This is a genomic window from Binatus sp. (SeqCode) (assembly GCF_050013435.1).
Lineage (GTDB): Bacteria > Desulfobacterota > Binatia > Binatales > Binataceae > Binatus.
The window spans coordinates 43564-57847 of record NZ_JBEKFG010000006.1 but is presented as its reverse complement, the minus strand read 5'-3'; the positions used below and the strand labels follow the sequence as shown (position 1 = coordinate 57847).

Below are 14284 nucleotides of genomic sequence, written 5' to 3'. Positions count from 1 at the left end.
CGCATTCGAATCCAGACCCCCGCCTTCCCCGGCCCAATCCGCGCGGATACGATCGACTCATGCCCGAGCTCGACGTAATCCTCGCGCCCGCGCTGGCTCCCGACGATCTCGTCGGCCTCGAGCTCCACTTCCTCGACCCGATCGCCACGCGCCAAACACCGCCGATCCTGCTCATCTACGCGTCGCCGGGCCGCTGCATCTCGATCGGCCGCTATCATTCATTTGGCGCAGCGTCCGAGCGCGACGGAATCAACGTGATACGGCGTCTGACCGGTGGCCGCGTCGTCGGCGCGGGCCAGGGATGGCTCGGGCTTGCGCTGATTGCTCCGACGCGCACCGCGCTGCTGATGGAAGACGCTGCGCCGGTGGAAAAAGCGAAAAAACTGAAGCCCGAGCAGATCATGAATCGCTACGCTCGCGGCATCCTGACCGGGATGCGCGCGCTCGGAATCGATTGTTTCTACCCCGGCCGCGACGCGATAACCTTCGAGCAGCGCGAGATTGCCATGTGCACTTTCGAGACTGACGCCGCGGGCGCGATGCTTTTCGAGGCGGCGATCGCGCACAATCGCGGAATGGAAGAACTCGTCCACGATTTGGAGCGCATCGACCCCGACGGCGCGCTTTCGTGCCGCATGTATGACGCCGCGTCCGCCACCAAGGTGGTCCGCGAGCTTGCTCGCGACATATCTTTCGACGAGCTCGCCGGCGCGATCGCGTCCGGCTACGGCAGTTCGCTCGGCAAGCCTCGACGCCGCGAGTTGACTGCGATCGAATCCACCCAGGCCCAGCACCGCGCGCGCGCGCTTGCCACCTCAGACTGGATTCACTTGCCCGCCACGGGACCATCGCCGACGCTTCGCAATCGAATCGCATCGCAACTCGGAGCGATCGAGGCTGCAGTCGTGCTCAGAGCCGACGGCACCATCGAGGCCGCGCGCCTCAGCGGGGATTTCATCGCCAATTCACCGGCGATAGCCGCGCTCGAAAGCGAACTTCGCGGCCATCCGCTGGACCTGGCGTCGGTCTCACATGCGGTCGCGAAGACCTTCGGCGACAACGATAACAACAAAAGCAATTTCTTTCTTGGCGCGGGCGAATTGTCCAATCTGGTGCGGCTTATCGCGGGCGTAAATTGAAAAGCAGGGGTGACCCCTGGCAGGGGCTGACCCCTGCACCCGGTATTAAGGCCGCCCGCCGTTGGCGGGCGCGGCCCCTGCCAACGGCTTAATACGGCGCTGCCGTCGCCACGGCCAGGAGTGACCCCTGCACCCAATGTTAAAACCAACCGGCACCGCCGTCATCGAGAAATCGATGCGGGAACTTGGCGACGCGCGCAAAACCGTGCAACGCCGTGCGATCGATGAACTCGTGGCGATCGCCGTCGCAGGCAACCCAATCGTCACTGAAAAACTTCGCGACTCAATCGCCAGCACCGATCACCGCGTGCGATGGGCTGCGGCTTACGCGCTGGGCCAAATCGGCGCGGGCGAATTTGCGATGGATTGCGCGGACGCGCTGTGCGAGGCGATGTCCGACGACGACGGCGATATCAGATGGGCGGCAACCGGCCTGATGGTCCGCCTCGGGCGCGAAAATCTTGCGCCGATTAGCGCGCGCCTGCTCAAACTCGCTGCCGATCCCGCCAGCCGCCACAACGCGCGCAAGATGGCGCTCTACTGCCTCCGCGACCTCGGTATCACCGGCCCCGAGCTGCTCGCCGTCGTCGAGCGCGCCGTGCACGACTCGGATGTTCACGTGCGGCTGGCCGGGTTGGCAGTGCTGTCGCAGCTGCGCGACGCGCCGGAAGCGGCGGCGAAAATCATGCTCGGATGCCTCAAATCCGATCCCGACGCGGGCGTGCGCCGCGCCGCAGCCTCGGCGCTCGGCAATCTTCAAAGCGCAACCGCGGACGCGACCGCTGCGCTCGCGGCCGCGGCGGCCGACCGCTCCGATGAGTCGCTGGCGCGAGCCGCGCGCGGCGCGCTCGATCGTCTGGAGAAAAACCGGACGGAGAAAAGCCGGCCGGAGAAAAACCGGATGGAGAAACCCTGATGGCAACGAAAGCGAAACCCATCGCGGCAAGCGATCCGGCCACCCGGCTTGGCGATCCGCACGTGCGGGAGTTTGTCGCCGGTGCCCGCGTCGCCCATCTGGCAACCGCCGACGGCGGCGGCGCTCCGCACAACGTCCCGCTCTGCTACTGGTTCGACGGCGAGCGCATCTACTTCGCAATCGACGAGAAACCCAAGCGTCAAACCGGTTTGGCGCTCAAGCGGATGCGCAATATCGCGGAAAATCCGCGCGTCGCTATCGTGATCGATCACTATGAAGAGGATTGGTCGCAGCTCGCGTACGTGCTGATTCGCGGACACGCCCGCGTGGTCGAAGACCCCGAGGAATATATCGGCGCGATACGCCATCTGCGCGACAAATATCTGCAATACCGCGCGATGAGCTTGACGCCGGAGAAAAATCCAATCGTGAAGGTCGAGCCGGTCAGCGTGCACGCATGGGGCGCGCGCTTCCAACCCAAGCCGAGCATCGCTTAATGGAATGCGGAACCCACCGTGGGTTCCGCACCTCCTTGGGCAGGGGTGACCCCTGCACCTTAGCGAGGAAGAGAAGATTCGGGCTTCGCCCTGTTAGAAGGGATTGGGGGGAGACAGATCGCTCTTTTTTTGTGTCATTCTAGAGCGAAAGTTGTTGTAGCGAAGAATCCCGGATCCTTCCTAGCTGCGCTCCTGACCGCGGCCACTTCCAAGGCCAAGCCGGGCGTGGCAAGCATAGTTCGAGCATGATTCGCGCCGTCATATTCGATCTCGACGGGACCCTCGTCGACACCGAGCCGATCCATTTCGCCGCCTTCAACGAGGTTTTGCGGCCCGAAGGAATCGAAATCCCACGCGGCGAATACTTCTCGCGGCTGATTGGACTTAACGATCACGATTGTTTCGCCATGGTGCTGCGCGAGAATCGGATGGACGCAGGCGAGGAACATATCGCGGGCCTGATGGCGCGCAAGACCACGGTCTATCAAGCGACGATTGCGAATCGCGAGGTTCTCTACCCGGGCGCCGCGAAGTTCGCGCGCGAATGCGCGAATCGGTTTCCACTGATGATCGCGACCGGTACGCTGCGCGCCGAGGCCGAAGCGATTGTGCGCCGCGCCGGACTCCGCGAGTTGTTTCTCGACATTATCGCGGCGGAGGACGTCGCGCGCGGCAAGCCCGAGCCTGACGGTTTCATCGCGGCGCTTGGGCGGCTTGGATCTATCCTTCGGCCGCGCGATCAGATCCGGGCCGACGAATGCGTCGCGGTCGAGGACACGCGGGCCGGAATCGAGGCGGCGCATCGCGCGGGCATGAAAGTGCTAGCGCTATGCCATAGCGCGGCGGCGGCCGATCTCGCGGCGGCCGACGTCGTGCGCGATTCGATTTCCGGGCTGGACCTCGACGAGATTTTGCGCGCTCTTTCGATCAGCGGGTCGAAAAAAAGCATAGGAGCACGATGATGGCGGCAAAGCTGTACCAATTTATCGGCAGCCCGTTCTGCGCCAAGGTGCGCAAGCTGCTCGCGTTCAAGGGCGTCGAGTTCGAAGTCGTCGAGGTTGATTACCTGGAGCGCAAGGAATTGCTGATCGCGTCGGGGCAGATAATGGTGCCGGCGGTCACGCTCGAGGGCGGCGAGACGATCGTCGATTCCGCGGCAATCGCGCTGCGACTCGAGGAGCTTTATCCCGAGCCGACGATTTTCCCCCCTGGATGGCGCGGGATGCATCTCGTCCTCGCCGATTACATCGACAACCAACTCGAGGATGCGCTGTATCGCGTCGCGCTGGCCGACGAACTCGCGATTCACGTTCGCGAGGGTGCGGATCGCGCCGCGTTATGGCGCCTGATTCGCGAGCGCAAGTACGGCACGGGTTTTGTCGATCGAACTATCTCGGAGCATTCGGCCAACTGGGAACGCGCGCGCGCCGCCCTGGCGCCGTTCGAGGAGCAACTCGCGAGCATGCCGTTTCTGACCGGCAGGATCGGGCTGGCGGATTTCGCGCTCTATGGCCAGTTGTTCTACCTGGCGTTCACGGGCGATCTCAAAATCCCCGCCGACATGAAAAATCTGCGCGCGTTCTTCGGACGAGTCGATCGGATCAGCTCAGCGCTCGAAGAGCAGGGCTGAGCAGGGGTGACCCCTGCACCCAAGGTTAAGGCCGCGCTCCGTTGTCGCGCGCGGCCACGGCCACACGGCGACGGCAGCGCAGTATTAAGAGACCGCGAACCTGCAGGCTCTTCTATCGCGTAGTCGCGAAAAGATGCGCTGCGCAGATTTTCGCGTCTTCTCACTGCGGGTGCAGGGGCTGCAGCCCCTGCCGCCCACCGCGCAGGTGATTCTTCCTTCATGCCGCCGCGAACGGGGGGCGGCCTTAATACTGGGTGCAGGGCTCAGCCCTGCCTAGGCGAGTTCGGCGATCGCGGTGGTCAAGAAATGGCTGAAGAGCGCGCCGGTCGAGTCGAGTGCAACATCATATAGCGACGCGGTGCGACCAGGCACGAACGCCTGATGGCCCTCGTCGGTCAGCGCATACACTACACAAAGCAACAACGCCAGGTACGGCCGCCGCGCCATCGGACCGCGGATCAGCAGCCAGAAGAGGATTCCGTACTCCGTGAAATGCGCGGCCTTGCGAATCAGATTGTGGCATACGTCAACCGACGCGGCGCTGATTCCGGGCAGCAACCATCGCAGCATCGGGTCGATAATCCGGCTGGTGTTGACGGCGGTAAACGCCGAAGTCGAGAGAATAAAGATCAAGACGCCCCACAAAACTACCGGGACCCATGCGCCGAGCGGAGCGGGCTCCGACGCGCCATGCGATAAAGATTTCGCTGCCGGCATTTAGTTGGCCGTCGTTTTCATGAGCGATGCGCGCCGGGAGTTGCGCAGTCGGAAGTCATGCGGAGATTTCGGGCGAGCGGCTTTTTCATGAAGATGCGGAACGTGCCACACTTATCAGTCATCGCCTTGCGTTACCAGTGGGGCCACGCGCCGCGTAATCTCATAAGGAAGGCCGCGAGATGGACAATCTACTGACCGTACAACGAGCCCAACCGGCACCGCCGTGCACAGTGGTAATATTCGGCGCGTCGGGCGATCTGGCCAAGCGCAAGCTGATCCCGGCGCTGTACAATCTGGTCGCGTGCGGCCAGGGCATGATGCCCGCGAAAAGCGCGGTGCTGGGATTTGCGCGGCGCGAAATGTCGCTCGACCAGTTCCGCCAAAGTGCGCACGATTGGACCACCCGGTTCTCGCGCCTGAAAGTCGACGAAGCCTGCTGGGCGACGTTCGCAGACGGCCTCGACTATTTATCCGGGCTCGACCGTGCCGACGGCTTCGCAAAACTTAAAGCGAAACTTGAAGCTATCGAAAAAGCCCGCGGTATTCCGCCCAATCGTGTTTACTACCTGGCGACCCCTCCCGAAGCGATTGGCGAGTCGGTTGAGCGGCTTGCGCAGGCCGGCCTAATCAATGCGCCCGATGCACCGAACTTCTCCAGCGTCGTCGTCGAAAAACCAATCGGCCACGACCTGCCGAGCGCGCTCGAAACCAACCGCGTGCTGGTGAAGCATCTCGACGAGTCGCAGATTTTCCGCATCGATCACTACCTCGGCAAGGAAACCGTGCAGAACCTGCTGGTGCTGCGCTTCTCAAATAATATTTTCGAGCGCCTGTGGGGCAGCCGCAACGTCGATCACGTGCAAATCACCGTGGCGGAGGCGGAAGGTGTGGGTACCCGGGCGGCGTTTTACGATCGCGCCGGCGCGCTGCGCGACATGGTGCAGAACCACATCCTGCAAACGCTGTCGCTGCTCACGATGGAAGCGCCGGTGTCGCTCGACGCGACGGCGATCAGGGACGCGAAGCTCAACGTGCTGCGCACGATCCGTCCGATCACGCCGGAGCATGCGCGCGCGAATACGGTGCGGGCGCGGTACGGCGCGGGCGTCGACGCAGACGGCAAGCAGGTCGCCGGTTACATGGACGAACCGGGAGTCCCCGACAATTCGCGCGCCGAGACGTTCGTCGCGCTGAAGATGTATATCGACAACTGGCGATGGTCGGGGGTGCCATTTTTCATCCGGACCGGCAAGCGGATGAAGCGGCGGGCGAGCTCGATCTACGTCCAGTTCAAGGACGTGCCGCAAATTCTGTTCAATCGCGATTCGGTGATTCCGGCCAACGCGCTGACGATTCGGATTCAGCCCGACGAGGGTTTTTCGTTCGACGTGATGACCAAGCGGCCGGGGCTAGACCTGGTGCTGCAACCGGTGCGGATGAATCTCAGCTACCGGACTGCGTTCGGCGACGGCGCCTCGCCCGACGGATACGAACGACTCCTGCTCGACGTGATGGACGGCGACCATACGCTGTTCCCCAGCGCGCAGTTCGTCGAGAAGTCGTGGGAGTTAGTGCAGGGAATATCGGATTTGTGGAGCGACGGCGCACGCGTGCCGATGGCCGAGTATCCGGCCGGAAGCTGGGGACCCAATGAGGCCGACGAGTTGATCCGCACGGCCGGGCGAGTATGGCATGAACCCTGACCCGGGAATTTTTTCGCGCGGCGGCGGATACCGTTCGCGCGCCGGTGCATCCTGCTTGGCACGGATGGCCGCCCTCGGATAACATCTCTTGCGGCCCGCGGCTGCGGCGGCACAGCGCCACCAAGCAGCCTCGATGAGCCCCAACACCGCTTTGAGCACCCGCGCCTCGAGGCGCGGCAGTTCGGATGATCGCGAGCGCATTAGAGTTCGGCGGCGGGAGCGCCGCTTGACGAAAGCATAACTTCACGAGGACCGGAGAGCTGCTTGGCCAACAACAACAAGGTCGTAATTATCGGCGCGAACGGCACCATGGGCGCGGGCGCGGGATGCGTATTGGCGGGGGGAGGATACAGCGTCACGTTGCTGGCGCGGACCTGCGAAAAAGCCGCGCTGGGATTCGCCGACGCGCAGAGCGACGCGCGCGCGGAAGCGATCGCGGAGCGGCTCTCGGTGGGCGCGTATGACAGCGATCTGGGCCGCACGGTTGGCGAGGCAGCGATCGTGTTCGAGTCGCTGGCCGAAGATCTGCCGCTCAAGCGGCAATTTTTCGAGCTGATCGACAACAGCCGGCGTCCCGACACGATCGTGGCGTCGGGTTCCTCGGGACTGTCGGTTGCGGAAATGGCGCGCGGACGAAGCGATTCGTTCCGCCGCAATTTCCTCGGCGTCCACCTGTTCAATCCGCCGCAGGTGATCGTCGGCACCGAAGTCATTCCAGGACCCGATACCGATCCCGCGGTGGTAAAAGGCGTCGTCGCGATGCTGACGAAACGGCTGGGCCGCAGGGTGATCGTCAGCAAAGATATGCCCGCGTTCGTCGGCAACCGGGTCGGCTTCAAGGTCCTCAACGAAACCGCGCAACTGGCCGCCGAACACGGCGTCGCGTTTATCGACTATTTGATCGGGCCGCATACCGGGCGCGCGATGGCGCCGCTGGCCACCATCGATCTGGTCGGATGGGACGTGCACAAGGCGATCGTCAACAACGTCCATGCCAACTGCGAAGACGAGGCGCACGAGTCCTTCGCGATGCCCGCGTATATGAATGCCGCGCTTCACAAGGGATGCCTCGGTGACAAGACTCCCGAGCGCGGCGGCTTCTATCGCCGCGCGGGCAAGCAGGTCTTCGTGCTCGATCCGAAGACCGGCGGGCACGAGAACTACCAGAAACCCGCGCCGATCGAGTTCGTCGAAAAGATGAAACAGTTGCATCACGTGGGCCGCTACGGCGACGCGTTGAAGGTCCTCGCCGAAGCCGGCGGCGCGGATGCCGACCTATGCCGCCGCGTCGTGCTCGGCTACGTCAGCTACGCGCTGAACCGGGTCGGCGAAGTGGCCGCGAGTTCGGACGACGTGGACACGATCATGTCGTACGGCTTCAACTGGGCGCCGCCCACGGCGATCGTCGATTTGCTCGGCGCGAAGAACACGGTGGCGATGCTGCAAAAGCTCAAGCTGACCGTCCCCGCCGTCGTCGAAAGAGCCGCAGCGAGCGGTGCTAGAATGTTTTCCGGTGGCATACTCGAATACGGCCGGACCTTTGTTGGATAATTGAATTGTTGGATAATGCAATTCGATGATCGACAGGAGCACGCGATGACGAAACCAGCACCGGTGTACGTATTGGGCGGAGCGCAAACCGACTTTGCCCGCAACTGGTCGAAGGAAGGAAAACATTTCGTGGCCGCGATGCGCGAGGCAACTTTGGGCGCGCTCGAAGCCACCCGGATCGAGCCGCGCGAAGTTGAAACTGCCCACGTCGGCAACTTCGCCGCCGAGCTGTACGCCAAGCAAGGCCATATCGGCGCATTTTTCCTCGAGATCGATCCCGCTTTCTCCGGGCTGCCGACCAGCCGTCATGAAGCGGCATGCGCGTCGGGCTCGATCGCATTGATCGCGGCGTCGGCCGACATCGAGGCCGCGCGCTACGACCTGGCGTGTGTGGTCGGCGTCGAGCAAATGAAGACCGTCAATTCGACCGTCGGCGGCGACATCCTGGGCACCGCGGCGTGGTACGAGCGCGAAGCCAAGGGAATCGAATTCCCGTTTCCGAAACTCTTTGGCCGGCTCGGCGACGAATACGACAAGCGCTACGGCCTCAAGGACGAACACCTCGCGCACATTTCGGCGGTGAATTATTCCAACGCCAAGCGCAATCCCAACGCGCAGACCCGCAACTGGTTCATGAGCGAGAGTCACGCGCAGCACGAAAGCAAATTCAACCAGGTCATCGGCGGCCGCATCAAAGTCAGCGATTGCTCGCAGGTCACCGACGGCGCCGTCACGCTTTTCCTCGCCTCGGAAAAATTTGCGGGCGCGTGGGCCAAACGCAACGGCAAGACGCTCGCCGACATTCCGCGCATCCTCGGATGGGGCCATCACACGGCGTCGCTCGAATTCGACACCAAGGTCGCCGAGAGCAGGGACAACACCTACGTGTTGCCGCATACCCGCCAGGCAATTCTCGACGCCTTCAGGCGCGCCGGCATCGCGTCCGTCGCCGAGCTCTCGGGAATCGAGACCCACGACTGCTTCACCACCTCCGAGTACATGGCGATCGATCATTTTGGAATCACCAAGCCGGGCGAATCGTGGAAGGCGATCGAGGAAGGCGTGATCGAGCTCGGCGGCAAGCTGCCGATCAATCCCAGCGGCGGGCTCATCGGCGCGGGCCATCCGGTCGGCGCCACCGGCGTGCGCCAGATGCTCGATTGCTACCGGCAGATAACCGATAGCGCCGGCGACTACCAGGTCGAGGGTGCGAAGAAATTTGCGATGCTGAACCTCGGCGGCAGCGCCACCACCAGCTGCGCGTTCATCGTCGGCAAGTAAAGCGCCCGTGTCATCCTGACCGAAGCGAGCAACGCGAGCACAGGGAAGGATCTCGGACAGCTTCGCGCCAGCGAAGCCGGTACCGGTTTTGAGTCGCTGCATCCCGTCAATTCCCGATTGGCTCGCGCGCGCCGCCGCGGCACAATCGCCGAATGTCCAGGAAAATTCCGTTTGCCCTCGTAGATGTCTTCACGTCGCGGCCTTTCGGCGGCAATCAACTCGCGGTCTTCACCGACGCTGCCGCGCTCGGCGCAAGCGAGATGCAGCAGCTGGCGCATGAGATGAACTTCAGCGAATCGACGTTCGTGATGGCGGCCGAACATCCCCGCGCCGCACGGCGCGTGAGGATTTTCACGCCGAGGCGCGAACTTCCGATGGCCGGGCATCCCACGGTCGGCACCGCATGGGTGCTCGCGAGTCGCGGCGAGATCGCGCTCGAGTCGGCGAAGGTCGATGCGACGTTGCAACTCGGGATCGGGCCGGTGACCGTCACGATCGAGAGTACTGGCGGCAGGCCGGATTTTGTCTGGATGGCGCATCGCGAGCCGGAGTTCGGCGCGAAGCGGATCGATCGCGGGCGTGTCGCGAAGGCGCTCGGCATCGCCGCGGCGGACATCCGCGACGATCTGCCGATGCAGATTGTCTCGACCGGATTTCCATTCACCTTCGTGCCGCTTCGAACGATCGACGCGCTCGCGAGATGCGTCTCCAGCGTCGCCGCGCTCGCGGCGCTGTTCAAGACGGGCGGGCAGATGCTTCCTATATATATGTTTGTCGCGAGCGAGTCGGGCGAGTTCTCCGCTCGATCGCGGATGTTCGCGCCGCATACCGACGCAATCCCGGAGGACCCGGCGACCGGAAGCGCCGCGGCTCCGTTCGGCGCCTACGCCGCCGCATACGGATTGATCAAACCTCAACCATCCCTTTCATTTCTGATCCAGCAAGGCGTCGAGATGGGACGGCCCAGTGAGATTCGCGTCGAGGTCGTGCGCAAGGACAGCGGCGCATTCGCCATCCGAATCGGCGGCCGCTGCGCGATCGTCGGCGAAGGCGCGATCTTCCTCTAGCGCGCGGGCGACGCTATTAAAATCACGAGCCGCATTTTTCGACTTTCCATCTGATCTCGGCGAGCCTATTATTTTGCGCGCGGAGTTCGCATGAATCGTCAACCTCTTGTTGCGTTATCGTTTTTCCTCGCGGCCGGATTGAGCGCCTGTGCAGGCAACGGTATTTCCGAGGCGCCGGTCTCTTACATGAATCCGCAAGGGAACCGCGTCGAAGCGCTCGCGATGACCTCGCCGCGGGCCAACGCGGCTGCAATTCGGCTGCGCGACGGACGCGTGCTGATTTGCGGCGGCACAGCGACCGGAGAGGTCGGCGGCGTGCTCTCGAGCGCCGAGCTCTACGATCCGGTCGCGCGCAGCTTCACGCCGGCCGGCGCTATGACTGTCGCGCGAGCCGGGCAGACGATCACGATGCTCCGTGACGGACGCGTGCTGCTCACCGGCGGAGTTCAAAATGCCGGCTTTCGCTCGCAGCTCGCCAGTGCCGAGATTTACGATCCAGCCGCGGGCACTTTCAGCGCGACCGGCTCGATGGCGACACCGCGCGAAGGGCATACCGCGACGATGCTTCGCGATGGGCGCGTGCTGATCGTCGGCGGCAGCGGCAACGGCGTGAGTACGTTGGGCTCGGCTGAGGTTTACGATCCTTCGAGCGGCACGTTCAGCGGCGCCGGCCATTTGAATCAGCCGCGTGTCGCGCATGTCGCTGCGCTCCTTGGCAGCGGCAAAGTATTGATCGCCGGCGGCGGCCGCAGCGGCATGCCGGGCGGCTATATCTCTTACGACACCGCGGAAATGTACGATCCAGCCACGCGCAGCTTCACCGCGATGCGCGCGCGCATGACGAGCGATCGCGTCGGCGCCGCTGCGGTCAAATTGAACGACGGGCGCGTGCTGATCGCCGGCGGCAAGAGCGGCAGAGTCGTGACCAGCCGGCATCCCAATCTCTTTTCGCTTACGCCGCTCAACACCGCGGAAATATTCGATCCCGAATCCAGCACCTTCATCAGAACCGGCGATATGGAGGCGCCGCATTACCTGCCGACTGCAACCACGCTCGACAACGGGAATGTGCTGGTCGTGGGAGGGTGGACCATCAAGGGGCCGGTTGTGGCCGGGATGCGCGACGCGGCAGTCTACCAGCCCGAAACGAACCTGTTTGCGCATGTGGGCCCGACCAACGTCGCGCGGCTGACTAACACCGCGACGCTGTTGAACGACGGCGAGGTGATGATCGCCGGCGGCATCGACGGCAATTCGCTGGTAGGTGCGTCGGTCGAGTTCTACTCTCCAACGCAGCATCGATTCCTGATGCTCCCCGAACCCGCCAACTCCAGACAAGCTGCGCCCATCCAACAATGAAAGATTCGCCGGCAAAACCGCAGAACCCTCACCGGCCGGCCGCCGTGTGTCTGTAACACCTCGCGTGAAATAACGGGCGGGGCAAGAGAGCGCGGACAACATCCTTAATCGCGGCACCTGCCGGGTTTATTTGGGGGCGCGCGCGTGATGAAATCTTTGCCAGGATCGAAGGCGCGCTGCGGAGAATCATTAGCGTGGAATCGGAAAATATTCGCCGTCACGAGGCGCTTGATTCGCGCTCACCGGCGCAATCTGCCCCCGCGGTCATGCTCGAACCTCCGCCGGGCCGCATCCTGGTCAAGGAAGTCAACTGGCTGGGCGACCTCGTGATGAGCACGCCCGCGCTGCGGGCAATCCGCCGCGCGTGGCCGGGCGCGCATCTCGCGGTGCTGATCAAGCGGGAACTGGCGAGCTTCTTTGACGGAGCCCGATGGCTCGACGAGGTGATACCGTACTCGGTCGGGCGCGGCCTTTCCGGGTTTTTCGATCGGCGCAGAATTGTCGGAGAAATCCGCTCGCGGCGGTTCGACCTGGGAGTGTTGTTTCCGAACAGCTTCGAGTCTGCTCTGTGGATCGCGATGGCCGGAATCCGGCGGCGCGCCGGATTTGTCGCCGACGCGCGTGGCGCGATGCTGACGCTGAAAGCGTCGCCACCGCCCGAAGCGGTTACCGGCCATCAGGTGAACTATTGGCTCGCGATGGTGCGCGCGACCGGCGTTTGCGGCGCCGACACCCGCGCCGATGATTTCACAATCGACGTCCACGGACCGCATCGCGAGCGGATGAGCGAATGGCTCGCGGCCAGTCGCAAGCGCCCCGGCCGTCCGGTCTTCGCAATCGCTCCCGCAGCGGCCTACGGACCGGCCAAGGAATGGCCCGCGGACAGCTACGGCGCGCTGATCGATTTGCTCGCGCGTCGCGAGGACGCCGAAGTCGTGCTGGTTGGCGCGTCGTCGGAGCGCGCGAAGTGCGAAGAAGTTGCGGCGGCGAGCAAATCGGGCGCGATGATCGCGGCCGGGCACACCAATGTCGGCGAGCTGATCGCATTGTTGTCGCTGTGCGACGGCTTCATCGGCAACGATTCAGGCTCCATGCATCTGGCGGGAGCGCTTGGGATCCCGACCGTCGCGATTTTCGGATCGACCAATCCCGCTCGCACCGGGCCGCTGGGACCCAAGACGCGCGTGATTTACCGCAAGCTCGAATGCAGTCCGTGCCTGGCGCGCACCTGCCGCTTCGGTCATTACAACTGTCTGACGCAAATCGAACCGGCGGAGCTTGCCGACGCAATCCTCGCGATGCGCGCGTCGCGTTGAATACTGAAGACTGAAAACTTTCGTTCACCGGTAAACCAGGGCATCAAGATGAAACTCAAGGAACTCGCATCGAAGCTGGGACTCGAAATCCGCGGTGACGGCGGCGTCGAAATTGTCGCGGCGGCGCCAATCGAAGCCGCCGGTCCCGGCATGATCGTCTTCGTCGCCAGCGCGAAGTACGCTCCCGCGCTGCAATCCAACGTCTCGGCTGCCATCACCACCGCCGAGCTTGCGGCGGGCGCGAAGTGCGCGACGCTGGTCAGCGCGAATCCATACGCCGACTTCGCCCGCGTGCTTGAGATTTTCTTTCCGCCGTACCGCCCCGCGCCGGGAATCGATCCGCGCGCTTCAGTCGCGCCCGACGCGACGATCGGTCCCAACGCGTCGATCGGCGCGTCGGCGGTGATCGGTGCGGGCGTGACGATTGGGCGCGACGCGGTGATTCATCCGAACGTTACGATCTACCCCAACGTGCGCATCGGCGATCGCTTCACCGCGCACAGCCAGGTCTCGATTCGCGAAGGCACGGTGATCGGGAATCGGGTGACGATTTTGAACGGCGCGGTAATCGGCGCCGACGGTTTCGGGTTCGTCGAGGAAAAGGGCGACTTGATCAAAATTCCACAAGTCGGCGGCGTAATCCTCGAGGATGATGTCGAGATCGGCGCGAATTCGACGGTCGATCGCGCGATGATGGGGGCGACGGTGCTGCATCGCGGCGTGAAGCTCGACGACCAGGTGCATATCGGGCACAACTGCGAAATCGGCGAGTACTCGCGCTTCTCGGGGCACGTGGGAATCTCGGGTTCGACGCGAATCGGCAAATGGTGCCTGTTCGGCGGACAGTCGGGATGCGCCGACCACGTGACGATCGGCGATCGCGTCATGGTCGTGGCCAAAGCCGGCATCCACAACGACTTGAAAGACGACGCGATCGTCTCGGGCATCCCCGCCGTGGACGTGCGCAAGTTCCGCCGCTACGCCGCCGTGCTGACGCGGCTGCCCGAAGTCATACGGCGAGTGCGCGCGCTGGAGAATCACGTCGGCATCGGCGGCAACGAGGCGTAACTTTTGCCGGCGGCGCTCTTTTGCGCAGCCGATCCGGCCG

Annotated in this window: 13 protein-coding genes; 12 read left to right on the top strand and 1 reads right to left on the bottom strand. The window is 63.6% G+C overall.

The genetic code is table 11. The features are described from left to right. Nucleotides 1–59 precede the first annotated feature (59 nt). The 5 genes from ABSB13_RS02250 (at nucleotide 60) to ABSB13_RS02230 (ending at nucleotide 4182) form a co-directional block, all read left to right on the top strand. Entirely contained in the window at nucleotides 60–1139 is a 1080-nt protein-coding gene (locus tag ABSB13_RS02250) for a lipoyl protein ligase domain-containing protein (protein WP_428105156.1), read from the top strand. Between the two features lie 136 nt (nucleotides 1140–1275). Next, the gene (locus tag ABSB13_RS02245) at nucleotides 1276–2055 is read left to right on the top strand and encodes a HEAT repeat domain-containing protein (protein WP_428105155.1); all 780 of its coding nucleotides are present in this window, start codon (nucleotides 1276–1278) and stop codon (nucleotides 2053–2055) included. Further along, complete coding sequence (locus ABSB13_RS02240) at nucleotides 2055–2552, top strand: TIGR03668 family PPOX class F420-dependent oxidoreductase (RefSeq protein WP_428105153.1); 498 nt, start codon at nucleotides 2055–2057, stop codon at nucleotides 2550–2552. The genes ABSB13_RS02245 and ABSB13_RS02240 overlap by 1 nt, the downstream gene beginning before the upstream one ends. A 245-nt stretch (nucleotides 2553–2797) precedes the next feature. After that, nucleotides 2798–3514: an HAD family hydrolase gene (locus ABSB13_RS02235; RefSeq protein ID WP_428105151.1), complete on the top strand. Its 717-nt coding sequence runs from the start codon at nucleotides 2798–2800 to the stop codon at nucleotides 3512–3514. Continuing rightward, on the top strand, nucleotides 3514–4182 hold the full coding sequence (locus tag ABSB13_RS02230) for a glutathione S-transferase family protein (RefSeq protein ID WP_428105149.1): 669 nt from the start codon (nucleotides 3514–3516) through the stop codon (nucleotides 4180–4182). The genes ABSB13_RS02235 and ABSB13_RS02230 overlap by 1 nt, the downstream gene beginning before the upstream one ends. Before the next feature lie 273 nt (nucleotides 4183–4455). Here ABSB13_RS02230 and ABSB13_RS02225 read toward each other — a convergent pair whose 3' ends face one another. After that, entirely contained in the window at nucleotides 4456–4899 is a 444-nt protein-coding gene (locus ABSB13_RS02225) for a VanZ family protein (protein ID WP_428105148.1), read from the bottom strand. 179 nt (nucleotides 4900–5078) lie between these two features. Here ABSB13_RS02225 and zwf point away from each other — a divergent pair, with 179 nt between their 5' ends. The 7 genes from zwf to lpxD all read left to right on the top strand — a co-directional run bounded on the left by zwf (nucleotide 5079) and on the right by lpxD (nucleotide 14244). Continuing rightward, on the top strand, nucleotides 5079–6602 hold the full coding sequence (zwf, locus tag ABSB13_RS02220; protein WP_428105146.1) for a glucose-6-phosphate dehydrogenase: 1524 nt from the start codon (nucleotides 5079–5081) through the stop codon (nucleotides 6600–6602). A 264-nt stretch (nucleotides 6603–6866) separates the two neighbouring features. Continuing rightward, complete coding sequence (locus ABSB13_RS02215) at nucleotides 6867–8153, top strand: 3-hydroxyacyl-CoA dehydrogenase family protein (RefSeq protein ID WP_428105144.1); 1287 nt, start codon at nucleotides 6867–6869, stop codon at nucleotides 8151–8153. A 45-nt stretch (nucleotides 8154–8198) separates the two neighbouring features. Then, complete coding sequence (locus ABSB13_RS02210) at nucleotides 8199–9434, top strand: acetyl-CoA acetyltransferase (RefSeq protein ID WP_428105142.1); 1236 nt, start codon at nucleotides 8199–8201, stop codon at nucleotides 9432–9434. Between the two features lie 152 nt (nucleotides 9435–9586). Further along, nucleotides 9587–10501: a PhzF family phenazine biosynthesis protein gene (locus ABSB13_RS02205; protein WP_428105140.1), complete on the top strand. Its 915-nt coding sequence runs from the start codon at nucleotides 9587–9589 to the stop codon at nucleotides 10499–10501. A gap of 90 nt (nucleotides 10502–10591) precedes the next feature. Then, complete coding sequence (locus ABSB13_RS02200; RefSeq protein ID WP_428105138.1) at nucleotides 10592–11860, top strand: Kelch repeat-containing protein; 1269 nt, start codon at nucleotides 10592–10594, stop codon at nucleotides 11858–11860. A 194-nt stretch (nucleotides 11861–12054) separates the two neighbouring features. Continuing rightward, nucleotides 12055–13176 carry a lipopolysaccharide heptosyltransferase II gene (gene waaF / locus ABSB13_RS02195; protein ID WP_428105136.1) on the top strand — a complete coding sequence of 374 codons (1122 nt, stop codon included), beginning with the start codon at nucleotides 12055–12057 and terminating at the stop codon, nucleotides 13174–13176. 48 nt (nucleotides 13177–13224) lie between these two features. Beyond that, a complete protein-coding gene (lpxD, locus tag ABSB13_RS02190) occupies nucleotides 13225–14244 on the top strand; it encodes a UDP-3-O-(3-hydroxymyristoyl)glucosamine N-acyltransferase (RefSeq protein WP_428105134.1) in 1020 nt (339 codons plus the stop codon). Nucleotides 14245–14284: the final 40 nt, after the last annotated feature.

Coding starts and splice junctions, on each gene's coding strand:
- ABSB13_RS02250 (WP_428105156.1), top strand. CDS start 60: ATGCCCGAGCTCGACGTAATCCTCGCGCCCGCGCTGGCTCCCGACGAT.
- ABSB13_RS02245 (WP_428105155.1), top strand. CDS start 1,276: ATGTTAAAACCAACCGGCACCGCCGTCATCGAGAAATCGATGCGGGAA.
- ABSB13_RS02240 (WP_428105153.1), top strand. CDS start 2,055: ATGGCAACGAAAGCGAAACCCATCGCGGCAAGCGATCCGGCCACCCGG.
- ABSB13_RS02235 (WP_428105151.1), top strand. CDS start 2,798: ATGATTCGCGCCGTCATATTCGATCTCGACGGGACCCTCGTCGACACC.
- ABSB13_RS02230 (WP_428105149.1), top strand. CDS start 3,514: ATGGCGGCAAAGCTGTACCAATTTATCGGCAGCCCGTTCTGCGCCAAG.
- ABSB13_RS02225 (WP_428105148.1), bottom strand. CDS start 4,899: ATGCCGGCAGCGAAATCTTTATCGCATGGCGCGTCGGAGCCCGCTCCG.
- zwf (WP_428105146.1), top strand. CDS start 5,079: ATGGACAATCTACTGACCGTACAACGAGCCCAACCGGCACCGCCGTGC.
- ABSB13_RS02210 (WP_428105142.1), top strand. CDS start 8,199: ATGACGAAACCAGCACCGGTGTACGTATTGGGCGGAGCGCAAACCGAC.
- ABSB13_RS02205 (WP_428105140.1), top strand. CDS start 9,587: ATGTCCAGGAAAATTCCGTTTGCCCTCGTAGATGTCTTCACGTCGCGG.
- ABSB13_RS02200 (WP_428105138.1), top strand. CDS start 10,592: ATGAATCGTCAACCTCTTGTTGCGTTATCGTTTTTCCTCGCGGCCGGA.
- lpxD (WP_428105134.1), top strand. CDS start 13,225: ATGAAACTCAAGGAACTCGCATCGAAGCTGGGACTCGAAATCCGCGGT.